Origin of the sequence: Sphingobium sp. (genome assembly GCF_032153725.1) — a bacterium.
GTDB lineage: Bacteria > Pseudomonadota > Alphaproteobacteria > Sphingomonadales > Sphingomonadaceae > Sphingobium.
The window spans coordinates 25,311-48,837 of sequence record NZ_JALDYQ010000006.1; the positions used below are offsets into that span (position 1 = coordinate 25,311).

Annotated in this window: 20 protein-coding genes; 8 read left to right on the plus strand and 12 right to left on the minus strand. The window is 60.3% G+C overall.

Going from position 1 to position 23,527, the window contains the following annotated elements; all coding sequences use genetic code 11:
* Positions 1 to 19: 19 nt before the first annotated feature.
* From RUH75_RS03710 to RUH75_RS03730, 5 genes are all read right to left on the minus strand, one after another.
* On the minus strand, positions 20 to 805 hold the full coding sequence (locus RUH75_RS03710) for a dienelactone hydrolase family protein (RefSeq protein WP_313802290.1): 786 nt from the start codon (positions 803 to 805) through the stop codon (positions 20 to 22).
* A gap of 62 nt (positions 806 to 867) precedes the next feature.
* Positions 868 to 2,115 carry a Rieske 2Fe-2S domain-containing protein gene (locus RUH75_RS03715; protein ID WP_313802292.1) on the minus strand — a complete coding sequence of 416 codons (1,248 nt, stop codon included), beginning with the start codon at positions 2,113 to 2,115 and terminating at the stop codon, positions 868 to 870.
* 256 nt (positions 2,116 to 2,371) lie between these two features.
* Positions 2,372 to 3,169 (minus strand): methyltransferase domain-containing protein, encoded by a 798-nt coding sequence (locus RUH75_RS03720; RefSeq protein WP_313802294.1) that lies wholly within the window; start codon positions 3,167 to 3,169, stop codon positions 2,372 to 2,374.
* Positions 3,170 to 3,315: 146 nt separating this feature from the next.
* Entirely contained in the window at positions 3,316 to 4,281 is a 966-nt protein-coding gene (locus RUH75_RS03725; protein WP_313802296.1) for a PDR/VanB family oxidoreductase, read from the minus strand.
* Positions 4,282 to 4,408: 127 nt separating this feature from the next.
* Complete coding sequence (locus tag RUH75_RS03730) at positions 4,409 to 4,960, minus strand: nuclear transport factor 2 family protein (protein ID WP_313802298.1); 552 nt, start codon at positions 4,958 to 4,960, stop codon at positions 4,409 to 4,411.
* Positions 4,961 to 5,147: 187 nt separating this feature from the next.
* Between RUH75_RS03730 and RUH75_RS03735 the strand changes: the two genes are divergently transcribed.
* From RUH75_RS03735 to RUH75_RS03760, 6 genes are all read left to right on the plus strand, one after another.
* Positions 5,148 to 6,119 carry an SDR family NAD(P)-dependent oxidoreductase gene (locus RUH75_RS03735; RefSeq protein WP_313802300.1) on the plus strand — a complete coding sequence of 324 codons (972 nt, stop codon included), beginning with the start codon at positions 5,148 to 5,150 and terminating at the stop codon, positions 6,117 to 6,119.
* A 71-nt stretch (positions 6,120 to 6,190) separates the two neighbouring features.
* Complete coding sequence (locus tag RUH75_RS03740) at positions 6,191 to 7,300, plus strand: LLM class flavin-dependent oxidoreductase (RefSeq protein ID WP_313802302.1); 1,110 nt, start codon at positions 6,191 to 6,193, stop codon at positions 7,298 to 7,300.
* A 34-nt stretch (positions 7,301 to 7,334) separates the two neighbouring features.
* The gene (locus RUH75_RS03745) at positions 7,335 to 8,210 is read left to right on the plus strand and encodes an alpha/beta hydrolase (RefSeq protein WP_313802304.1); all 876 of its coding nucleotides are present in this window, start codon (positions 7,335 to 7,337) and stop codon (positions 8,208 to 8,210) included.
* Positions 8,211 to 8,333: 123 nt separating this feature from the next.
* Positions 8,334 to 9,110: an SDR family oxidoreductase gene (locus tag RUH75_RS03750; RefSeq protein WP_313802306.1), complete on the plus strand. Its 777-nt coding sequence runs from the start codon at positions 8,334 to 8,336 to the stop codon at positions 9,108 to 9,110.
* Between the two features lie 42 nt (positions 9,111 to 9,152).
* Positions 9,153 to 9,968: a fumarylacetoacetate hydrolase family protein gene (locus RUH75_RS03755; RefSeq protein ID WP_313802308.1), complete on the plus strand. Its 816-nt coding sequence runs from the start codon at positions 9,153 to 9,155 to the stop codon at positions 9,966 to 9,968.
* 64 nt (positions 9,969 to 10,032) lie between these two features.
* Positions 10,033 to 11,292 (plus strand): DUF3500 domain-containing protein, encoded by a 1,260-nt coding sequence (locus RUH75_RS03760; protein WP_313802310.1) that lies wholly within the window; start codon positions 10,033 to 10,035, stop codon positions 11,290 to 11,292.
* Positions 11,293 to 11,371: 79 nt separating this feature from the next.
* Here the strand turns inward: RUH75_RS03760 and RUH75_RS03765 are convergent, their stop codons facing one another.
* Positions 11,372 to 13,513 carry a TonB-dependent receptor domain-containing protein gene (locus RUH75_RS03765; protein ID WP_313802312.1) on the minus strand — a complete coding sequence of 714 codons (2,142 nt, stop codon included), beginning with the start codon at positions 13,511 to 13,513 and terminating at the stop codon, positions 11,372 to 11,374.
* Between RUH75_RS03765 and RUH75_RS03770 the strand changes: the two genes are divergently transcribed.
* Positions 13,512 to 13,808, plus strand: coding sequence for a hypothetical protein (locus tag RUH75_RS03770; protein WP_313802314.1), 297 nt, complete (start codon positions 13,512 to 13,514; stop codon positions 13,806 to 13,808). The genes RUH75_RS03765 and RUH75_RS03770 overlap by 2 nt on opposite strands.
* Positions 13,809 to 13,885: 77 nt before the next feature.
* On the opposite strand, the gene RUH75_RS03775 is transcribed toward RUH75_RS03770, so the two are convergent.
* The 5 genes from RUH75_RS03775 to mdlC all read right to left on the minus strand — a co-directional run bounded on the left by RUH75_RS03775 (position 13,886) and on the right by mdlC (position 20,792).
* A complete protein-coding gene (locus tag RUH75_RS03775; protein WP_313802316.1) occupies positions 13,886 to 15,295 on the minus strand; it encodes an aldehyde dehydrogenase in 1,410 nt (469 codons plus the stop codon).
* Between the two features lie 110 nt (positions 15,296 to 15,405).
* A complete protein-coding gene (locus tag RUH75_RS03780; RefSeq protein WP_313802318.1) occupies positions 15,406 to 16,335 on the minus strand; it encodes an intradiol ring-cleavage dioxygenase in 930 nt (309 codons plus the stop codon).
* 16 nt (positions 16,336 to 16,351) lie between these two features.
* The gene (locus RUH75_RS03785) at positions 16,352 to 17,425 is read right to left on the minus strand and encodes a maleylacetate reductase (protein WP_313802320.1); all 1,074 of its coding nucleotides are present in this window, start codon (positions 17,423 to 17,425) and stop codon (positions 16,352 to 16,354) included.
* 9 nt (positions 17,426 to 17,434) lie between these two features.
* Complete coding sequence (locus RUH75_RS03790; RefSeq protein WP_313802322.1) at positions 17,435 to 19,174, minus strand: FAD-dependent oxidoreductase; 1,740 nt, start codon at positions 19,172 to 19,174, stop codon at positions 17,435 to 17,437.
* 52 nt (positions 19,175 to 19,226) lie between these two features.
* Complete coding sequence (mdlC, locus tag RUH75_RS03795) at positions 19,227 to 20,792, minus strand: benzoylformate decarboxylase (protein WP_313802324.1); 1,566 nt, start codon at positions 20,790 to 20,792, stop codon at positions 19,227 to 19,229.
* A gap of 94 nt (positions 20,793 to 20,886) precedes the next feature.
* Between mdlC and RUH75_RS03800 the strand changes: the two genes are divergently transcribed.
* The gene (locus RUH75_RS03800) at positions 20,887 to 21,783 is read left to right on the plus strand and encodes a LysR family transcriptional regulator (RefSeq protein WP_313802326.1); all 897 of its coding nucleotides are present in this window, start codon (positions 20,887 to 20,889) and stop codon (positions 21,781 to 21,783) included.
* Between the two features lie 205 nt (positions 21,784 to 21,988).
* Here RUH75_RS03800 and RUH75_RS03805 read toward each other — a convergent pair whose 3' ends face one another.
* Positions 21,989 to 23,509: an FAD-dependent oxidoreductase gene (locus tag RUH75_RS03805; RefSeq protein WP_313802328.1), complete on the minus strand. Its 1,521-nt coding sequence runs from the start codon at positions 23,507 to 23,509 to the stop codon at positions 21,989 to 21,991.
* Positions 23,510 to 23,527: the final 18 nt, after the last annotated feature.

Sequence of the window (23,527 nt, forward strand, 5' to 3'; positions counted from 1 at the left end):
TGCCGCCACCGATTCCGAGTCAGTTTGCCAAGGCGCTTCGGATGAATTCCAGCGCCTTGGCATCGGCGTGCGTCGCATCCGCTTGGGAGTAGGTCGGTGCGCCCGGTCGGGCAAAGGCATGACCTGTTCCCGGATAGGATAGCAGCTCAACAAACCTGTTGTCTTGCGCTGCGGCCTTGATCGCGGCCTGCGCTTCGGGTGGGCAAAGCTGGTCGCTTTCAGCGATCTGAAGAAGAAGGGGCGCCTTCAGCGGCGCAAAATCGTCTCCGAGCATATGAATGCCGGTTCCATAGTAGCTCACCGCAGCATCAATGCTGCACCGGCTGGCGGAAAGGAATGCAAGCTTACCGCCGAGGCAGTATCCGATCATGCCAACCTTACCGTTGCACCATTCCTGCTTGCGCGCCCATGCGATGGTGGTGGCGATGTCGACTATGGCGAGATCGACATCGAGCCCGTTCATCAGGGCCATCGCCTTCGGATAGGCATCAGAGGCTGCCGGATCGAGCGCGACACCCGCTTCCTGCCGCCAGAATAAATCGGGAGCGATCACCCCGAAGCCTTCGCCTGCAAGTCGATCCACGACGCCGCGAATGAATGCGTTCACGCCGAATATTTCCTGCAGGACGATCAGCGCTGGCATCGGCCCAGTTCCGCCCACAGCGCTATAGCCCCTTAATGTTCCGCAAGCGGCGCTCTCGATCACAATGTCAGTCAAAAGGATGTCCCTCCAAGCTCGCCTCAACGGCTCCATATCCTTGTGGAACCCAACATGCCCTCCGCCTGCAACTTGGCTGGAGGGCATGAGGGTCTGGCAGTTTGATACGCTACGCCGAGCGTACAGAAGCAGAAGCTTCTTCTCCTGATTCAGGCGGCATCGTTCCAGGGGATCATATCATGCGCGCCTATGCGCAGTGGCGGAGCGTCCGCTTCGAACTGCACGCCAACGGGATCACGACCCTCTTGCACGTCGCGCACCGCCTCTTCCAGGCGCCGGCGCAGAAGACCTATCGCCACATCGCCTTGCGACAGATGCTCGTAATTGTGCGCAGGCAACTGGCCTATGCTCGACTGTGCTTCAAAATCACCCGGCGAGGCCCGATGCTCCTCTTCGGTCATTTCCCACCAGGTTTTCCCGAAATGCATCTCATTGAAATTGTCGAACGTCTGCCCCTTCTTCGCGCGCTTGAGGATGAAGTTGAGGAATGACGTATCGCTTTGCGGAACGAAATACATCAGATCGATCAGGCTCGCGACGACGGCGATGTTGGGCACCATTGCCTCATTGGAAGCGAGGAAGATTCCCTGGCCCGGCACGGGCATGGGCACGCCCTGCTTGACGCCGAGCTCGGTACGTGCGGCTACGATCTGTCCGGCAAGGTTCTTGATGTGCGCATAGGGCGGCAACTTGTCGTCATCCCCGTCCACCCGCAGCAGCGGCAAGCCGGTGAACTGATCGCACGAATGCCAATAATGGAGCCACGGCAGGTGTGGCGAGTCCATCGTATTCTCAAAGGCCTGCAACCAGTTGAAGTGGAGCGGGTTATAAGGCTCCACGTCACGGGTGCCGAAAATCGTGTTCCACAATATCTCTATATGTTCGTCTTCTTCCAGATTTTCGAGATGTTCCCATCGCGGCAATACGGGCTTCTTTTCGGGCGGTCCCATATAGGCATAGGCGAGCCCATAACGTTCCTCGACCGGATACCAGGGCTGACGAATTTTGGCGCGGTTGCGCCCGCCGTCGACCTCTGCCGGCTGATCGAGGCAGTAGCCCTTCACGTCGAACTTCCAGCCATGGTAGCAGCATCGGATGCCATCTTCCTCAACGCGGCCGAAATAGAGGCTCGAGCCCCGATGGCAGCAATTTTCATGGACGAGGCCCAGACGACCCTGTTTATCGCGGAACGCGATGAGATTTTCGCCGAGCAGGCGCACCTTGTGCGGCTTTTCGCTCGTCAGATCCTTGGAAACCGCGAACGGCTGCCAGTAGCGGCGCATCAATTCGCCCATCGGCGTGCCGGGACCGACCTCTACAAGTTCGACCTTGTAGGACCGCGGCTTGAGGCCATAGGCCGTGCCCGTATCGATTTCTCTCTCGGTCGTGACGCTCATTTTTTCAAATCCCTCTCAGTTTGCCGTGTCTTTCCCAGACTGAGCGATTCATCGCTCGTCCGAGGGATATTCCTGCAAAATCAATATTATAATATACCAGTCTGTCGATCTGCGCAGCGCTTGGCACCCAGTGAAATAAACATGGCCGCCCATCGGGCGTCAACTAATTTCTCCATTAGGACAAAATTAGCGTTGCCCGTTTGCGAAGCCGTGGTGACAACTACGAGCAGGCGAAGCGCATGTCTTATGTTCGACGTCAGCGTTTTCGGACGCCTGTCACCACCGCGAAGTCCATATTGGCCACAAAGCTTCCATCGGTGGCCCGGTTGAAGCTCTCGAGGATGGCGATGTAACCGTCGCGCAGTGTTTTCACGGCCGCTTCCGGGGCCTGCTGGACCGCCATTCGTATAGCCGGATTCCACCGTGCGAGATGTTCGAACGACGCGGCTGGCGAGGCGAAGCAGGTATCGTAGCTATCATATTGGACGCGCACAGCATCGAAATATGGATTGAGCAGCTCGCCGGCGCGCGGTCCTTGCGACCAGGCATAATGCGGTCGCGCTGGGGCGCTGGGGGGCTTCAAGATCCCACTGACGAGGTCGTACACTTTGCTCGGGATGCTGTTGGTGGTGTAGGCGGTGATCGCAATCAAGCCGCCTGGGCGCACGACGCGGGCAAGTTCGTGGGCAGCGGCTTCCTGGTCGGGCAGGAAAACCAGCCCCAGGGTCGAGATCGCGATATCGAAACTGCCGTCTTCGAACGGTATCTTCGCCGCGTCGGCCTCCAGGAAGTCGATTCCCGCAAGCCCCTCAGCTTCAGCACGTATCCGCGCGCGCTCCAATGACTGGGCATTGAGATCGATGCCGGTCACGACCGCGCGCCGTCGTGCCGCGGCCAGCGCCGCATGGCCAGTGCCGCAGGCGATGTCGAGCACGCGCGCACCTGCTGGGATCGCCAGCGTTCTGACCAGATTTTCAGTTGAGACAGCGCTTTCCGCGGCGAGTTGTTGATAGTCGTCATGACTGGTGGCAGGACTGATTGAATTCTCGGCCATGATAGTGTTTCCCTAAATAGAAAATTGCCCCTTCGACGCCGTCTTTCTCATATCTTGGAAGAGATATGGGCGTTTTCGGTGATTTCGTGCGGCGGTATCGCCGCTTCTCATATTGCCAAATATTGGAAGCGATCATCCGCTAGCGACTAGATATCGAGCGTGAGCGAGGCCGACTTCGTACCGGAACAACAGATCATCATGGTACGGTTCGACTTGCGCTCCTCGGCGCTCAGGATAAGATCGCGGTGATCCGGTTCACCTGCCAGGACGCGCGTCTCGCAGGCGCCGCATACGCCCTCCTCGCAGGAGAAAGGGACATCCAGTCCAAGTGCCAGCAGCGTCTCGAGGATCGTCTTGCCCTCCTTGACGCGCACGGTTTTCCCCGATTTCGCGAGAACAAGCTCGTAACCACCTTCCGAGGCATTTTGAACATTGCTCTTGAAATATTCGAAGTGGACGCGCTCATCCGGTATGGTTTTTTCCTCGCAAGTCTTTCGGAAGGCCTCAAGCATCCCGATCGGACCGCAACAATAAACATGATCCTGGGGACCCAGGCTGGAGACGACCGTAGTCAGATCGAGCATAACGCCGCCTGGCTCCTGGTCGAAATTCATCACGATTTCGCCCGATCCCGCCAGGGTCAATGCTTCCAGTTCCTTCAGAAGTGCGGCGCGGTCTTGCGTACGCACGCAATAATGCAGTCGCCAGCGTCGACCGAGCATATTGAGACGCATCGCCATCGATACGAAGGGCGTGACGCCGATCCCACCCGCAATAAACACCGAAAGCGGCGCCTGCTCGTAGAGCGGGAAATTATTGCGCGGTGCCCCGATCGCAATCGCCGCCCCCGGGCGGAGTTGCTCGGCGAGAAAGGCGGATCCGCCAGTGCTGTCGGCATCGCGTGCGACGGTAATGCGATAGTCACCGTCGCTGCCGTCGTTCGACAGCGAATAGCTGCGCATCAAGCCGATCGGCAGTTGCAGGTCGATATGCGAGCCCGGTTCAAACGGCGGCAACGGGGTGTCGTCAATTGCGTTCAGAATGAAGGAAAAGACGTCCGTCGCCTCCCAGCGGATGCTGCGAACACGAACGGGATGGACGGGTTCTGTCATGACTACAAATTTCTTGGATGGCGCTATCAAGACCCGCACTGGCTCATCCGAGCTGCCGGCGACGGGCGATAAGGTGCTGCCGAGGGACGGGTGCGATGGGCCTCCCCGCCCCTGGGCACTGCATGCCTCAGATCAGGCTGTGGAAAGCATCCTTCCCGAAGAGATTGAACGAGACGTCTTCATCATCGCGTCGTCCTTTACCGGGCACCATGTCGTAAGCCGGGTCGCTCCCTTCCATGATCCGAACCCAGTCCAGCACTTTTTCGCGGTGGACGATGCGCCAATCGCCATTCCGCAGGGCGAATTTATCGACGTAGCGCGAGGCCAGGATGAGGTCCTTCATCTCTTCGCCCATCGGCGTGAGATGACGGGCGATCTCATAAGCTTCGACATCGGCCTCGTCGCCGCGCAGGTCGATCAGGATGTTGCCGACCAGATGCTGCGTGCGTTGCGTCTTCTTCTGAATGGTAAGCGCGGTGCGCAACCAGGTTTCAAAGTCCACAGTCTCCGGCGTGCCCCAGCGGATTCGGGCATCAGGAAAAAAACCTGACCCCAAGAGATCCGCGTCGATTCGGTCGATGCCCCGATTGATTCGGTAATAGCAGGTACGGATTTGCTCACGTGCGGCAAGGTCCTCGACAAGTTTGGTCAGCGATTGTTGATTAGCCACTTCCGGCATTGCGCTCTCCTAGGCGGTTGGTGCCAATGGCAATTCCATGCCATAAAATTGGACAATTGAGCAAGATAATAAAACTGGACAATTGGGCAAGATAAATGCATGACCTCTCTGCCGCCCCCTTTGCGCAAGGGGGCAGAATCGGACGCCACCGCATCAGGTGGAGCAGCATCTCTTGGGAGAGGGCCGAGTGAGCCAGTTGGATGGAAAAGTTGCAATTGTTACGGGCGGTGGCCGTGGTATTGGCCGAGCTCACGCACTGGCGCTCGCCAGGGCCGGAGCCGCGGTCGTCGTAAACGATCTGGGCACGGAGTTTAGTGGCGAAGGCGAAGCAAATCGGGGTCCCGCAGACAAGGTGGTTCAGGCGATTCGATCGGCGGGTGGCCGGGCGATCGCCGACGGCAACGACATTTCTGACTGGGATGCGGCGGACAAGATCGTCGAAGCGGCGGTCAAGGAATTCGGCCGTCTCGATATCGTCGTCAACAATGCGGCCATCTCGCGGTTTGGAACAATTGATTCCATTTCTCGGCGCGATTGGGATCAGGTGATTGCCGTCAACCTGACCGGCACGGCGGCGCTATGCCACGCGGCGGCGAAATACTGGCGTGCCAAGGGGGCCGAGGCTGGGCGGCGTATCATCAATACGTCATCTGGCGTCGGCCTCACGCCGATTCCCGGCAATCCGATGTATGCTGCGTCCAAGGCGGGCGTCGCGGCGCTGACCATCTCGCTGTCGATCGAACTGGCTGAACTGGGCGTCCGCGTGAACGGAATCTCGCCGATTGCGCGCACGCGGGTCAGCGAGTTCGTCGCCGGTGCGCGGATGCCCCCGGCGGTCGAGCAAGGTTTTGACCGAATGTCGCCCGACCATATCGCGGCCCTTGTTGCCTACCTTGCCTCGCCGGCCTGCCGGTTCACCGGCCGCATCATCGGCGCCATCGGCGACGATCTGACGCTGTGGGAAGGCTGGTCGGTCAGTCATCACGCCGACAACGGCGAAGAGGACTGGACAGCGGCCGGAATGGAGAAGGCGCTGGCCGATTTTCCGATCCAGCAGAATGTGCAGACTCAATGGATCAAGGGCGTCAAGCCCGCGCCTTCGCCCGACCAGCTCGTGCTCGATGCACTGGCCGCGGTTGAAGCAGTTGCAGTCGCATAGAGGGGCGTTGAACCCACCGCATTTTTTTCCGAACCGTTGCGCCGGTGAGGCGCGACCAAATGGGGATAGATATGATCAAGCCTTGGCTATTCGAATTCTTCCGCGCGCCGACTGAGAAGGATGTGCTGATCCAGAAGCCGCGCGATAACATCTCGCCGCAAGACGTGAGGGCACAGTTTTCTGTCTTCTGGGACATGTGGATCCGGGCCGAGGGACTCGGTTTCGAAGGCATTTTCTTCAGTGAGCATCATTTCGGTCCGGGCTATTCGCCGTCGCCCAATCTTTTGATCGCGGCGCTGGCGCCGGTGACCAAGACGTTGCGGCTCGGCGTGATGGGCGTGGTGCTGCCATATTACCAGCCGTGGCGGGTCGTCGAAGAGATCGGGATGCTCGATCACCTGACCGGCGGCCGCCTGGAGATCGGAACGGCAAGCGGCATTCCCCCGGAGATGGCGCGGGTTGGTCTTGGTGTCGTCGAAGCCAATGAACGGAACGCCGAAGCTCAGGAGATCCTCGACTGGGCGCTGACGCATCCGGGCGAGCCGATCAACCATCACGGCAAGCACTGGAGCTTCGAAAATCTGATGCTGGTGCCGCGGCCGCTGCAGGCCGAGCCCAACCGCTGGACCACAGTGGTAAGTGAGGCGTCCGCGCGGCGCGCTGCGCATCGCGGCACCAGGATCTGCACGGGTTTCTCCTCAGTCGAGCAGGTGCAAAAGGTCTTTGGTGGCTATATCGAGGAAGCGGACAAAATCGGCGTGTCGGTTTCGTCCGATTGCTTCGGTCTGCGCCGGCTCGTGGTGGTCGACAAAGATGCCGGCAAGGCGCGCGCGTTGGGCGACGAAATCCAAAGGCAGGTCGCAGCCATGTTTGCCAAGGCGGACGACAAGGTCAATCACGGCCCGGTCCCGGATGCTCCACAGAAAGCGCATGGCGGGTCGGCGCTGAAGAATGACGAGTTCATCATTGGGACGCCGGGAGAAGTGGCTGACCAGATCATCAGTCAATGCGAGACTGTTGGCGCCGGACATTTCCTTGCCATGCTGGACAACCACGGTGGACCCGCAGAGAACAAGGTGGCTTTCGATCTGTTCGGTGAAGAGGTCATCCCCTTGCTGCGCAAGGCCGGGCAGGCGTCGAACGAGGCTGGCCGCTCCGAAGCCACGCGTCTGACCGCCTGAGTTTTGATTCCAAATCGTCACATAGGGGTATCAGATGTCCGACTTTTCAACCGAGCAAGTGCCGGGGAATGGCCGCCGCCCGCTCGACGTCGATGTTTTCCGGCCCGCCGAGCCCAATGGCGTCGCGGTAGTCCTGCTGCATGGAGGAGGCTGGGCCGGGGGGCGCCGCGCCATGGTCCATGGCTACGCGCGGGCGCTTTCCGCGCTGGGCTATGTCGCGCTGGCGGCCGAGTACAGGCTCCTGCCGGAAGCGCCGTGGCCAGCCCAGCTCGACGACGTTCGTGACGTCGTGCGCTGGGCCAAGTCCTGTGCGCAGGCATTGGGCATCGATCCTGCGAAAATCGCGTTGCAGGGTTTTTCCGCCGGTGCGCATTTGGCGCTGCTGGTCGCGGGTACACAACCAGGTTCTGGCCATGAGACGGCGGTTGGCACTGATTCGAGCGGGTCGGAAGTGGCTGCGGTCGTATCCTTTTTCGCGCCGGCGCGGCTCGACGCCAACCCCGCCATGCTCGCCAATCCACCGTTCAACCTGCTGCTGAATGGCGGTGGCGTGGAAGCAGCGCGTGCGATCAGTCCCATCTATTTTGTCAACAAGGCGTTTCCGAGCACTTTCATCCTGGGCGGCATGGCGGACTATATGCAGCCGCTCGCTTCCGGGCTTGATCTTCTGCAGGCGTTTGTCGATGCCGAAGCAGAGGTGGAGTTCCATTATTTCCACTCGCAGGTGCATGAGTTCCCCAGCACACCCGGCATGGTGAACGACGTCATGGCCGAGGTCGCCTTCTTCTATCGTCGCACGTTACTGGATCGCGACACGCTTGCAGAAGAAGCGCGCGAACACAATCCGATCGCGCGCGCAAGCAGCATGCAGGAATTTGTTCAGATGATGGCGGCGGCGCAGCGCCACTGAGAGCCAGGGGATCGCGCAATCATCCGCGACCGCGCCGACGGCTCATTCGTGGACAGCGGCTTCGAATATTGCGGAATGGAGGCTGATGCTCATGGCTTCCGGCAGAGAGTGGGAGAACTGAAAGTGGATTTGGGCATTGCGGGGCGCTCGGCGCTGATATGCGGCTCGTCGCAGGGACTGGGCTTGGCCTGTGCGGAGGCGCTGCTGCGCGAAGGTGTGAATGTCACGATAAACGGCCGCGACCCTGAGAAGCTCGAAAAGGTCGCGCAGGGATTGCGCGGATTGGGCGGTGAGGTGCAGGCTATAGCGGCCGATCAGACCACGATCGAAGGCCGCGCCGTGATGATTGAGGCGGCTGGCGATCTTGATATCCTGGTCAACAACAATGCCGGACCGCCGCCAGGTTTGCTGAACGACTGGGACGAAGCTGCGCTGCTGGAAGCAATCAATGCGAACATGATGCCTGCGGTCCAACTGATCCGCGCGGTCGTGCCGGGCATGCGCGCGCGCAAATTCGGGCGGATCGTCAACATCACCTCGGCGATGGTGAAGTCGCCGCATCCTTTGATGGGTTTGTCGACCTCTGCCCGGGCTGGCCTGACCGCCATTGCCAAGTCGATTTCCAAGGATGTCGCGTGCGACAACGTGACGATCAACAACCTGCTGCCCGAGCGGATCGATACGCCGCGCCAGGAATTCATGGCGCAGCGCATCATGAAGGAGCAGGGGATCAGCCGCGAGGAAGCGCGCCGCCAGATGACCTCAACCAGCGCGGCCAAGCGTTACGGCCGGCCGGAAGAATTCGCATCGGCCTGCGCGTTTCTGTGCAGCGCGAACGCCGGTTTCATCTCTGGACAGAACCTGCAGCTCGACGGCGGCTCCTATGAGGGACTGATATAGCCCGTAGCTTTTGCCAAGTAGAAGTGTGTCTGGAGAAATCGAATGAAGATTGTCGGGTTTGAACGAGAAGGGCAAACATTCGTCGGAAGCCTTGAAGCCGATGGAATGGTGCGTGCGATTGCTGAACTTGGCGCATTCTGGCGCGATCCTGTCTCGAATCCAGCGGCAGCGGGCGAGGTGGTGGGAAAGTTGACAGATCTTCCGGAGCGGCCGGCCGTTCCGCTTACCGGGCGCGTGATCTGCGTGGGCCTCAACTATCGCCGTCATGCCGAGGAAGGCAATATGCCGATCCCCACGGTGCCGATGATCTTTGCCCGGTGGAGCTCTACGCTTGCAGTGGATGGGCAGCCGGCTCCCTGCGTTGAGGAGAAGTTCGATTGGGAAGGTGAACTGGGCGCCGTGGTCGGACGGCGCATGTTTCGGGTCGATGAAGCCCAGGCGGCAGCGGGCGTGTTCGGTTATTTTGCGTTCAATGATCTTAGCGCGCGCTCCTTCCAGATGCACACGTCACAATGGATCATGGGCAAGAATTCGGATGCAAGCGGGCCGATGACTGCGATCGTGACCGCCGACAAGATCGATCCGATCGCGGGCTTGCGTCTCACCACCAAGGTCAATGGCGCGATCAAGCAGGATAGCACGACTGCCGACATGATTTTCACGGTGCCGCAGCTCCTGGCCTATGTGAGCCAGGTGATGACCCTCGAACCCGGCGATGTGATCGTCACCGGCACGCCTTCCGGTGTCGGCATGGTGACCGGTGAATTCTTGAAGCCGGGCGACGAAGTCGAAGTGGAGATCGAGGGTATCGGGCGTGTGCGCACTCCGATCACCGAGGCTCCGACACCGATATTCTGAAAGATCAACATCCAGGCGGAGCGGTCCGGGCTGACTCGGACTCGTCCGTTTGACGGAGCCGGCCATGACGACGCAAGCTGAATTCCGAAACTATCTTTTTCCGCTGGATGGTGAGCGCCTCGCGCCACTTCGCGGCCTTGATGCCCTGACCTTTGGCAAGGTGTCGCGTAGTCATCCCATGGCCGGCGAGGTTATCGCCAAATGGGACGCTCTGAGCGAGGAGCTTTTTCATGGGCTCACTTGCGATGGGCACATCGAGTGCGGTCATTATCACCCGGGGGACGAAGGCGCGCCGACGGCGGCGATGGTGCAGGCGGCCAGCAACCTGCTGGCGATGCTGCCGGCCGGGGATCGCCGGAAGCTGTGCTACCCGATCGAAGCGAACGAGTGGCGGAAGTGGAGCAACCCGGAGGTTCTGATCAATCCGAACGGCCTGCGCCTTGAAGATTATGGCGATGACGTCCGCGCTGCGATCCTGCAGCTGCTCGAAGCCTCGATGGGCGCGTCGGGATATCGCAAGGCGCGCGGCTGCATGATCACCAACGCCTTCCTGGGCGAGCTGTGTGACCTGCCGCTGATCATGAACGAGTGGAGCTATAATTTCCTGCTCTTCGGCGAACCCTCGCTCGACAAGCCGTGGGGCTGGAATTTCTACGGCCATCATCTCGCGCTCAACTGCTTCATCCTGAACGGGCAGGTGGTGATCTCGCCGACCTTCATGGGCGCTGAGCCGAACATCATCGACAGTGGCCCCAACACCGGGTTGCGTCTGTTCGACGCCGAGGAGATTGGCGGCCTCAACCTGATGCGCTCGCTCAGCGCCGATCAACGCGAACGGGCGACCACCTACAAGCTGCTGCATGATCCCGCCATGCCGGAAGGGCGCTATCATCCAGGGGACCAGCGGCACTTGGGCGGAGCCTTCCAGGATAACCGCATCGTCCCCTATGAAGGCGTGCCGATCAGCGAGTTCGACGCTAGGCAGAAGCAGGCGGCGATGGACATCGTCGCGGCCTTCGTCGAATATCTTCCTAAAGGATCCATGGAAGCCAAGCTTGCGCAGGTGGAACGAAATCTCGACCGGACCTACTGGAGCTGGATCGGCGGCCATGGCGACGACGATCCCTTCTACTACCGCATCCAGGGGCCGGTGCTGATGGTGGAGTTCGATCACCACAGCGGGGTTTGGCTCAACAATAGCGAGCCGGCCAAGTGCCACATCCATACCGTCGTGCGCACACCCAATGGCAATGATTACGGCAAGGATCTGCTGCGCCAGCATTATGAGGCCATTCATCCCGGCAAGGCGCCCGGTCACGAATGATCTGATCCTCCTCCGGTCCTCGCCGGGGCAGGGCGGCGAGGGCTTAGGGGCGCCCCAGGAAGGGCGCCCGCGCCCGATATCAATAGTGGTGGCGGAGCGTGATCCCGTAAGTCGCGGGTTTGGCCGGATAACGGACGATCACGTCATAGGCCGCGACCACATTGTCCCAATAATAGGCGTTGAAGACGTTCTTGCCCCAGATTTCAGCCGACCAGCGGTCATTTGAAGCGGACAGGCCGGCGCGCAGGTCGACAGTGGTGTAAGCGTCGATCTTGGCAAGCGCATCCCCGCCCACAACGGCCACCGTGTCGCTACGAAAGCTCAGCGTGCCGCCCAGCATGGCGTTGAGATTCGCGCTCACCGGGAATTCGTACTGGGAATTGAGTCCGATCTGATGTTTGGGCGCATAGGGAATTTTGGCGCCCGCGAAGTCAGCCGCCTGTCCGGCCGCATTGACCCCGACATATTCCTCGATCTTCGCGTCAGTATATGTGTACGCGAGGGTCGTCGTAAAGCCTTCCGTCGGCTTCATCGTAAGCTCAATCTCGGCTCCCTTCACGGTCGACCTGGGAATATTCTGCAAATTGTCGAGTATGCCGAATACGGGATCGATTACCTTCGATCGCAACTGCTTGTTCTTATAGTCGTAATAGTAAAGAGCGCCATTCACGCTGAAGGTTCGATCCGCCGTGCTGTATTTGAACCCGCCTTCATAAGCGAGAACGCTCTCCTGCACGACTGGCGCATATTGCGCAAAGGTCGAGGCGGAAAGCGACGGGAAGCTGCCGGCCTTGTAGCCCTTCGACAGGTTGGCGTAGAGCAGCAGCCTGTCGGCGGGTTTGAAATCAGCGCCCACTCGCCACGAAATGTTGTCCTCGTTCAGATCCCCGCTGAACCGGCCGGGCTGATAGCCATTGTTCTGGTCAAGCGCGAAGCAGGCGCCGGAAACATAGGGAAACGGATTATTCCCGAACAGGGATGACAGATAATAGAAGAAATTGCCTGTGGCATAGGGCGCATTCGTGTCGAAGTTGCAGAGATTGGCGTGACGCTTTGCCTTTGTATACCGGGCGCCGGCCTTCAGGGTCAGCATGCCGGTCACTTCATATTCGGTGTTTCCGAAAACGGCATAGTTCTTCATCTTCTGATCAGCGGAATAGGAACTGCTCGAAATGCCGAATGCACCGGCGGCGGACGAGTCCGGATAAACAAGATAATTCTGTTCGAACACCTTGTCGTTGCCATAGTTGGCGCCGATCACCCATTGCAGGGGCTGCGTTGTCTTGCTGTTGGACAGGCGCAGTTCCTGCGAGAAGCTCTTGATCCTTCCATCATTGTTCGGGATGTCGAGAACGCTGAGCTGCGTGCCATCTCCATCAAGCGATTGCCGGTGCCGATAGTCCGCATAGGATGTAATCGTGGTAAGCGTGACGGCATCTGTCAGATCGATGTCGCCGCGAAGCGCCGCTTGCAGGAAGCGATTATTGGCCTCCGGGGGTAAGCCTGGCGACCAGTCGGCGGCGCGTGGATTTTCCGGGGAGAAGGGCGTCGCCACCAAAGCAGGCGACACGGCGGCCGGAATCTGCGGACTGAGGCCGACATATTGTGGAGCGACCGTGTCCGACTTGTCCCGCCAGCCGTTCAGGTTGAGCGTGAAACGCGTGCCAGATGACGGTTCGAACGCGAGCAGGAACCGCCCCGCGATATAGTCGGTCTTGCCGTTTGTGTCGTTGCGCGAATTGCTTCGCTGCCATCCGTCGCCTGTTGCTGCGCTGAAGGACAGGCGTGCCTCGAGGTTGCCGGAAAGCGGCCCCGAGACATAGCCGTCCCCCTGGATCGTGTCGAACCGCGAATAGCTGAGGTTGAGCCCGGCCGAAAGCGCGTTGGTCGGCTTGGCGGCAATGTAATTGAGGGCTCCGCCCGTCGCGTTCTGACCGAACAGCGTTCCTTGCGGCCCCTTGAGCACTTCGATTCGCTCGAGGTCGAACGCCGTGCGGGTGGTCAGGGTCGGGAATGGGAGTGGAACTTCGTCCAGATAGACGCTGACCGTTGGATAGGCGCCAAGCGATGTTTCGTAGAAGCCGACACCGCGTAGCGTTAGAACGGGCGTGCCGTTGGCGCTGTTGGTGAATGAGAGGCTCGGTACAGTCCCAGCGATATCTGCCAGCGAGGAAATCTGACGTTGCTGGAGAGCTTCCCCGCCAAGTGCGGTCACGGTCATGCCGACGTTCGAAAGCGACTGCTCACGCTTGTTGGCCGTGACGATGATGACCGATCCGTCGTCCGCAGAATTCGTGGTCTGTCCATCGGACGCAGCGGTCGAGCCGATCGACCCGCTCGTGGCAAACGCCGATCCGGGAAAGCAACAAAATGAAACCGATGACAACAGCGTCAAACTGGCTGACTTCAGGCGAAAACTCTGGATGAATCCCATCAAACCATCCCCTATTCATAGCTCCCGCTTCTTGCGGATATCGATGGAGCCTATCTATCTTCCTTGTCGCAAGCAAGTTTAATGAAGGCAGGAATTGAGGTGATTGGCTGCGGGCTGGATCACGTCAGCCGTTTGGCGAAGCCAGCCGCCCATCAAGCCTCATATCGGATAGTGCAGATGCTGCGTATCAACCGTGATCCAACGCAGTTCAGTGAATTCCGCAATGCCGGCCGTGCCACCGAAACGGCCATAGCCGGATGCCTTGACGCCACCAAACGGCATATGCGCCTCGTCGTGGATGGTTGGGCCATTAATATGACACATGCCGGCGTCCAGCTTGTCCGCCACTCTCAAGCCACGCGAAATGTCCTTCGTGAAAACAGAGGAAGTAAGGCCAAATTCCGTATCATTGGCAATTCGCAGGGCCTCGGCCTCGTCGGCGAAAGTCAGAATGGTGGTGATCGGACCGAAGCTTTCCTCATGATAAATGCGCATCTCGGGAGTCACCCCGGTCAGGAAACGCGCCGACATGATTGTTGCGTTGGGTCCGGTCTGGCCGAAAAGCTTGGCCCCCTTTGAGAGTGCATCGTCAATCAGCGATGTGACCGCCGCGGCTGCCCTGGCGTCGATTACAGGCCCGAGCGGCGCGTTTCCATTGCGCGGGTCGCTGGCCACCAAGCTCTCCGCCTTCTTCGCCAAAAGCGCGACGAAGTCCTGAGCGACAGCTTCATGGACGATCAGCCTCTCGGTCGACATGCAGATCTGGCCCGAGTTCATGAAGGCTCCGAATGCGGCAGCGGCGACCGCCTCGTCGAGATCGGCATCCTCGAACACCAGGAGCGGCGCCTTGCCACCCAACTCAAGCACGATGGGCTTCAGATGCTCGGCACAGGTCTTCGCGATGATCCGCCCGGTGTGGGTTGAACCCGTAAAGTTGACCCGGCGCACGGCGGGGTGCGCGATCATCGCACCTACGATGTCGGCCGCATCAGTCGGCGCATTGAGCACGACGTTGACGACGCCTTCAGGGAAGCCAGCATCACGGAACACCTCGCCGATCAGCGCATGCGTGCCCGGCGAAACTTCGGATCCCTTGAGGATGACCGTATTGCCGCATGCAAGGGGCGTGGCTATCGCACGTACGCCGAGAATCAGCGGACCGTTCCATGGCGCCATGCCGAGTACCACGCCGGCGGGCTTGCGCACCGACATGGCAAAGCATCCGGGTCGGTCCGAGGGAATAGTTTCGCCGCGAATATAGGTCGTCTGCGACGCAGCTTCGCGTAGAAGGCCGACGCCCAGATGGACGTTGAACCCAGCCCAACCGGCGGTAGCACCGATTTCCGCCATCATCGTGGCGACGAACTCGTCGGCGCGGGCTGCGAGCGCGTCGGCGGCCTTGAGCAGCAACAGCCGTCGAGCATTGGGACCCAGCGCCGCCCAAGCCGGAAAGGCAGCCGAAGCCACATCGCATGCCCGGATCGCATCCTCGACCCGAGCGGCACGAACTCTCGTTGCGACTTCGCCGGTCAAAATATTCACTCGTTCGAACTCGGGAGCGTCGTTCATCTCAGACGCAGTGTCGCTCCCGATGATTGATTGGACTAGCTTCATAATCCTTCTCCTCGCCATCCAGTAGATTCGCGCAGGGGAAATGCCCCGCAATCCCGCCAGTCAGTTCATTCGTGCGGGATTCTCTGATTCCCGCCGACGTCCTCGCAACGGGCGAGCACGAAATTCCATTCGACCTTCCAGAACGGGGCCGTAAATTCCAGCCGCTCGGCCTCCGCCGGGTCATCGATCTTCTGAAAGTCTGCGATCAACGACTGCTTGACACCGAAAACGGCATCTTCGGCGAGATATCGGCAGTCCGGCGTAAAGATATGCGTGACCACCGTGTCGAAGCCGGGTGCCTTGACAATGAAATGCAAATGCGCCGCGCGATTGGGATGCCGTCCCAATGCGGTCAGCAATTTACCGACCGTTCCGTCGTCGGGAATTGGGTAGAAGCGAGGCTTGACGGTACGGAACCAATATTGGCCCTCGGCGTCGGTGGTGAAGACACCACGCAAATTATGTTCGGGTTGAACGCCTTTTTGCTGCACGTCATAAAAGCCATCGTCATTGGTCGCCCACACGTCGAGAGTGGCGCCGGCAACCGGCTTGCCGTCATTGTCGACGACACGCCCCGCCACGACCAGCGGCTCGCCCTTTCCGTCAAGGCAGATGTTCGCGCCGTTCTCGCACCTTGGAGCACCGGTCACATAGAAGGGGCCAAGGACTGTGTTCTCGGTAGAGCCAGTCGGTCGATAATGGTCCATCGCATCGACGAGCATCGAGATGCCGAGCACGTCCGAAAGCAGGATGAATTCCTGCCGCCAGTCCGAACACATCTGTCCCGTTTTCGTCAGAAACTCGATGCCCGTCATCCACTCCTCAGAGGTCAGTCGGGTTTCTCTGACGGCTGCATGGATATGGTTGATGAACACCGACATGATCTCTCGCAGGCGCGCCGAAGTCTCTGGCGCCGTGCGGGCATTGACGACGTCCGCCGAATGCTCAGCGTCGAAGAATTCCAGACCGGTTGAAGTCAGCTTACCTTCGCTCATCGCATGCCCATCCTTCTCACCGGCTATCAAGGGATTGTGGCGGCTCGCCCGCCCATGCCGCTGCTATGCAGCCCCTGATCGCGTCACGTTCGAGCGGGCGGGGATTCCAGTATGGGTTGGACATGGCAAGATCAGCCGCCTCATCGATGCCACCCTCGGGCATCCCCAGATCCCTCAACCCAAGCGGAGCTCCCAGCCCCTCGGCTAGTCGATACAGGGCATAAGCCGGGTGGGGATCGTCGAGGGTAGAGGCCAGCGCGGCGAGCGCGGCTGGGACCGCCGGGGCGTTGTAGTTCAGCGCGTGCGGCAACAGGATTGAGTGCGTCTCCGCGTGCGGGAGATTGAAGCGCCCCCCCAATGTGTGACAGAGCTTATGATGGAGCGACATCCCCACGGCTCCGAGGCAGGTTCCGCACAGCCAGGCGGCATATTGCGCGTCGGATCGGGCCTCCTGGTCGGCCGCGTCCCGTGCGATCAAAGGCAGACTGCGCGCCATGGCCCCGACCCCTTCGACCGCCATCATGTCGATGATCGGGTTGCCGTCGCGTGCGTACAGCGCTTCGACGGCATGGGCGATCGCGTTCATGCCGCTTGTTACCGACATGCCCCTTGGCAGGCCGAGCGTCAGGTCCACATCGTAGATCACGACCTCGGGCAACACTTTGAGGGTGGTCTGAGTGGTCTTCAGCCCGTCCCTGGTTTCTCCTATGATCGGGGTGACTTCGGAGCCTGCATAGGTCGTTGGTACGACGATCTGCGGCAAGTCCGTTCGCAGCGCGATGGCCTTGGAAAGGCCGATCGTCGAGCCCCCGCCGATTGCGACAATGGCATCGATCTCCAGTTCGGCGACCCGCGCTACCGCTTGTTCGGTCGTTGCGACTGGAGTATGCATAACGGCACCGGGGAAGATGTCCACGCATGCAGAGCCCAGCAACGCTGCGACCCTGGAAGCGGAATCGTGTTGCTCCTGCGTGGACAGGACGAGGATACGGCTCGCATCCAGCCGTTTGGCTTCATCGGGAAGCATGGCGAGCGATCCCGATCTGAAAAGCACGCGTGCCGGGTTGGCGGTATAAGTGAAGTCGCGCATGGCTTCTCCTCAGCTCTTCCCGCCGCCATCCGACGCTTCAGCTGTTACTGGATGCCCGAGCAGATCGCGCAATAGCGCCGTGGGTTCGACGTCCTCCGCCGTCCCCCGCCAGGCTACGACTTGGTCCGGGCGCACAAGAACCAGATCGGCTTCATAGAGCGAACGAGCATCCTCCGCGGTGAGATCCACCACCACGAGTTCGATTCCCAGTTCCCCAGCGGCGTTCCGAAAAGCGCCAACCCCATCCATATGGGTCGAGCCGACCATGAGGAGGGCCCATTCGATTCCGAGCGTGTCGAACACACTGCTGCCGTCCTTCAACCACATATGCGGAAGCCGCCCGCCCGGCGACGCGCTTGGAACATAGATATTCATGGCATCCGGAGGCGGCGGAGCACCATCCGCCCGGATCGCGGCAGAACCATCATAACGGCCGCCCAAGGTTATCCCAGGGATGTTGAATTCACGTCGGGCATGTGCGTTCAAATAGGCTCCAGCCTGCTCTCGAGCGGCGTCTCCTTCAGGCCCCGCCGCCTCGATCGATATGTTCGGCACGTAGTTGCCGATCGATTCGGCGAGTGCCCGCGCATAGCCGGTATTGCGAACCGCCAGGCGCTGCCGCTCGGCGGCGTAAGTCGGTAGAAGGTTCGGTCCCGCCGTTCCCTTGACCGTCGCAGCCAGCTTCCAGCCGAGATTGACTGCGTCCTCGACCGCCGTGTTATAACCTAGACCGCCCGCAGGAGTGAACAGGTGGGCTGCGTCGCCCCCAATATAGACCCGATCGCGGCCCAGGCTTTCGGCTACCAGCGCGTGACCAGCTATCCAGGTGTCGACAGACAGCAGTTCGACATCGAGCTCGAGCCCCATCGCCTGAGCCAGCAGTTCTCTGGCGCGCGCGTCGCTGACATCCTCGCTCTCGCTCTGTTTGAGCTGGGTGTGGAAGGCGAACTCGTCCTGGCCATTGACGGCCGCGCACCAAGAGCGCCGTTCCGGATTGAACGCCCAATACATCCAGGCCCGGGGATGCGGGATCCTTTCGTAGAAATCCGGCGCCCGAAAGTAGATGGCCACCATTTTGCCGCCGAAGAAGTCGCGCTGGACACCCGTTTCGCCGGTATAGCTTATGCCAAGCTGCCGCCGGACCGAGCTGCGCGCGCCGTCGGCGCCGATCAGATATTGGGCCTCGATGGTTCGCTTTCGACCGCTTGCGACATCCTCGACCATGGCAAGGATCGCATTTGGACGCTCTTCGAAGGCACCGAGGCGCACACCATAGTTGATCGAGTTCGTGTCGAAATCTTCGGCACGGCGGCGAAGAACCTCCTCGACGAACTTCTGCGAGACGCGGTGCGGCAGCTCTGCCGCATTCCAGGTTCCTGACTGGCTACGCGCGGTTGCACTGGCCTGACCGGCCGGGGGAAGCGCAAAACGGGCCAGTTCGGTTCCGCTGTAGCGGGTGAAATAGGCGATGTCGGTGGGATAATCCTTGGGAAGGCCGAGCGCACGCACTTCGTCGGCAAAGCCCAGACGCCGAAAATATTCCATCGTCCTCGCCTGGGTAGCGTTTGCCTGCGGGTTCGCCGCGGTGTGTTCCTTGGGATCGACCAAGACACATTCAACGCCTCGGCGCCCGAGCTCGATCGCCAACATTAAACCGCACGGTCCGCCTCCTGCGATCAGCACCGGGGTTGCGCCTGTGATTTTCATGACCTTTTCCATATCGTCCGATTGGGGGCCGGGTTCGTTCACCTTGCGGTCACCGGAACTTTGAAAGTCCCGCAGAAACGCTCCTCCTCCTTCTTCAGTCCACGCGCACTTCGACCAGGGTTGGCCCCTTTGTCGCAAACGCCTCCGACAAGGCGGCATCGAGATTGGAGGTTTTGTCCACCAACCAGGATTTGACGCCTTGCGCCCGGGCAAGGCCGCAAAAGTCGATGCCCGGGAGATGGCTGCCCTGGATTTGTTGCATGCCGAAAAGCCGCCCAAATCCGATCAACGCCTCGTAGCGGCCGTTATTGATGATGACGAAGGTGATGTGCAGACCCAGTTGCGCGGCCGTCCATAGGCCTTGAATCGAATACATCGAAGATCCGTCGCCGAGCACCGCGATCACATGCTCGCCTGGACGTCCAAGCGCGACACCGATTGCCGCCGGCAAACCGTGGCCCAACCCGCCGCTGGCGCAAGTATAGAACCCGTCCTTGACCAGAATAGGAAGACGATCGTGCATTGGGCTGCGGCTCGAGGGTGCCTCCTCGACAATGATGGCATCCTTGCGTCGGAGTGCGGCGATCTGCTGAAGCAGGTAGCCGTCTGTAAGCACGCCCGGCCCCAGAGCGGGCAGCGAAGCCCTTTCTTGCAATGGACGCGGCTCGATGGGAGACGGGCCGGCGAGGAGGCGGCCGATCGCCTCCCTACAATTTGCGAGAAGCGCGGTTCCTGCCGGGGCCCAGGTCGCGATCGATGGATTGTCGGTGATGAGGTAGGTAGCAACACCCTCGGGCACATGTGGCCCTTCACCTTCGATATGATACAAGGAGAGCGGCCCTCCAATGGCCACGATCACATCATAGGGATGCAGCGCTTCATTGATCTTGTCGCGCATCGCCAGCAGAAAGCCTCGAAATAGGGGATGGTCTTCTGGGAAGGCGTTGCGCGCGGCGAAGGGCGCCACCCAAACCTCTGCCTGATGTCGCTCGGCCAGGGCAATGATCTCGTCCCAGGCCTGGTCCCGCGCAATACCAGCGCCGACCACAAGCGCCGGGCGGGTGCTGGATGCAAGCGCCACGGCTATCTCACGCAGCAGATCGGGATCGCCCGGAAGGTGGGATGCAACGCGGCGCGGCGCGATCGGGTCACAGGGCTGGTCCCAATCGTCGACTGGGATCGACACGAAAGTCGGCCCATAAGGCGGTGTCATTGCAATGTGATACGCGCGCGCGATCGCTCGTGGCACGTCCTGCGCACGAGCGGGCTCACATGACCATTTTACGAAGGGCTGAGGAAATTCCGTCGGGCGTTCGGCATAAAGGAATGGCTCGAATGGCAATATCGAACGTGCCTGCTGACCGGCGGTGACCACCAGGGGTGTCTGGTTCTTGGCTGCGGTGAACAGGTTGCCGAGGGCATGACCCAACCCGGCAGAGGAATGGAAATTGGTGACGGCCGCGTTTCGCGTGGCCTGGGCATATCCGTCCGCCATGCCAAGTGCCACGCTTTCCTGGAGCGAGAGAATATACCGGAAGTCCTCTGGAAAATCGCGGAACATCGGAAGTTCGGTCGAGCCGGGATTGCCGAAGATCGTATCGATTCCAAGCGCGCGAAGCACATCGAAGGTTACGCTCCGCACGGTACCGGGGACGGCCAAGGCTCTTCTCCTTATCTTGTTCAGATGGACCATATCTCATATTCGGATATTCAGGGTTTTCCGTTTTTTCTGAATCGTTATACAGGAATCGTATATGTATGATCAGCGGCAGCTTCGCGCTCTTCTCGCAATTGTGGATCAGGGGAGCCTCAATCGCGCAGCGGGGCATCTGCACATGACCCAGCCGACGCTATCGAGATTGCTCGCCGAAATGGAACGACAGCTCGATCAACGGTTGTTCGAGCGCACTACCAAAGGAATGGTGGCAACGCAGGCGGGAGAGGCGCTGGTGCCGTACGCCCGGCTTATTCTGCACGAGATGGAAAGCGCCGATACGGCGTTATTGGCGCTCCGGGGCCTGCGCAGGGGCGTTGCGCGGATAGGTGCCGTAGCAACGATCGCTCGGAGCATTTTGCCTCCTGCCGTTGCCAAATACCTCGAAGACGCACCGGGGCTTCAGGTGACAGTGCTGGAACGAGCGGATGATCAGCTCGTGGCGGCACTGTTGAAGCGTGAGATCGATTTGATGATCGCGGCAACTTTGCCGGCCGTAGACGGGATAACAGTGATCCGTGAATGTCCGTACGAGGATGCCTTCAGCGTGTTTTGTTCGCCGGATCATCCATTGTTGCGTCAGCCGTGGCTGGTCCCGGAGGCTTTGAATGGCCAACAGTGGGTAATGCCTGCAAAGGGGGCGACCCCGCGCCAAATGTTCGATGAATTGATGGTGAAGAGCGGAGCCGATGCAGCCGAGGTTGTGGTCGAAACGTCGTCGCTCGATGCGATGGTGAGCTTCGTGGCAAATTCTCGATTGCTCGGCTGGCTGCCAAGACCCCTGCTCAGCCAAGCGCTGGGTGCAGGCGCCATTCGGGCGCTTGACGTGCGCGACTTTGATTTATCACGCCGCTTTTTCCTGTATCGCCGTACTCAAGGCGTTCTACCCGACCCGGTGCAGAAATTGCTCAAATACATCGCACCGATGCAGCGTTGAACCGCGCGCAAATCCCCTACCTGACCCCGTGGACGGGGTTCAGGCCGGCCTCGGAGACAAAGACACGATAGGCCAAGGGAGCCGATGGTGGCCCAAGGGTGATGCATCGCAAAGGGTCCAACTTGGCGGGGCGTCTCGCCTATATTGACCCGTGATATGGAACAGGGCGGCGATTGTGGTGCCGCCCCGACTTTGCCACGCGGCCTCAGGCCGCCGTTTTCAGGGTGAGGACCGATCGCAACCAGTCGGCGACGTCGGCAACAGCTTGTGGCACGGGCGCCTCGATGATTCGGCCGAGATAGGCATCTGGACGAATAACTACAGCGCCCTGGCCGATGCCAAGAGCCTGCGCCAAGGGGTGATCGGCGGAGCAGCGCCAGATGTCGATGTCTGCTAGGAAGGCTGCGAATTCCTCGCCCGACTGGGCGGGATCGGTAATATCCCCAAACAGGGCGATCACCAGATTGCCGGGCCGTAACTTGCGATAGATGCTCCCGCCATCGACTTCGATATCGGGGAGCCGGTCGCCCGCCGTCGGAAGATCGTCGATGCGTGCCGGCTGGCCCATTGGACCGTCCCGATAGGTGACCGCGAGCTGCGCGAGCCGCTTTGTGAGCGCCGGCGGCGTCTTGCCGCCTGGCCCGAGCAAGCTCATCGGCCGATTGGTCATGTTGTCGGCCAATTCCAGCACATCCTTGGCGATCGGGCGGCGCTCTTCCTCGTAAGTGTCGATGAAGGAGGCATCGGCTTCGCCCTTGACCACCATGGCTAGCTTCCAGCCGAGATTGATACCGTCCTGGATACCGGTATTGAGGCCCTGGGCCCCGGCTGGCGTGTGGATATGTGCGGCGTCGCCCGCCAGTAGCGCTCGCCCACTGCGATAAGTGGCGGCCTGCCGGCGATGGACGTTGAAGGCCGAAGTCCAGATGGGATTGCTGATGACTCCGTTAAGGCCGGTGAAGCGATCGAACAGCTCCTGCATTTCCTCGACCGTCGGAGGCGTGTTCACCAGCTCGTCCGGCCGGTCGGTAATCTGAATGCGATAGGTCTTGTCCCGGAAGGGCACGATCACGAATTGCTGGGTCGAACCCGCGAGGCGATAGACGCGCAGTTCGTCGGGCGGCATGTCCCATTCGAGCTCGGCATCCATCAGCCCCATGGTTTCGGGGTAGGACATGCCTTCGAATTCAAGACCGGTGATCTTGCGCACGGTGCTGCGTGCGCCATCGGTACCGATCAGCCAGTCCGTAGTGAAGTCGATCGACCCGTCCGGCGTTTCGATCCGGGCGACGATGTCCTTCTCGTTCTGCTCGATCGAAACGAGGCGATGGCGCATCTGCACTTCCGTACCGTTCGACGCCAGGCGACGGCGCAGCGTCGCCTCGATGTCCGCCTGGCGCATCGTTGGCGGATTGTGGAAGCGTGATTCGCCGCTGGGTGGAAACTCGATCCGGCCAACTTCGACACCATCGAGGAAGTTGGTGAAAGCTTTGACACGCCTTCCCCCTCCTGCGATGAGTTCATCGCTGACCTCGTGAAGATCGAGCAATTCGAGCGTGCGGGGCTGCATGCCGCCCGCGCGCGATTCGGCGCAGGGCGTTTCAGCGGCGTCGATGATCACGAAATCGACTCCCGCACGCTGCAACTGCAATGCGGTCGAAAGGCCGGAACTGCCTGCGCCGACAATCAGCACTGGAGCATTATGCTGACGAATGGGTTTGCTCATGACATTCTCCTAACATCC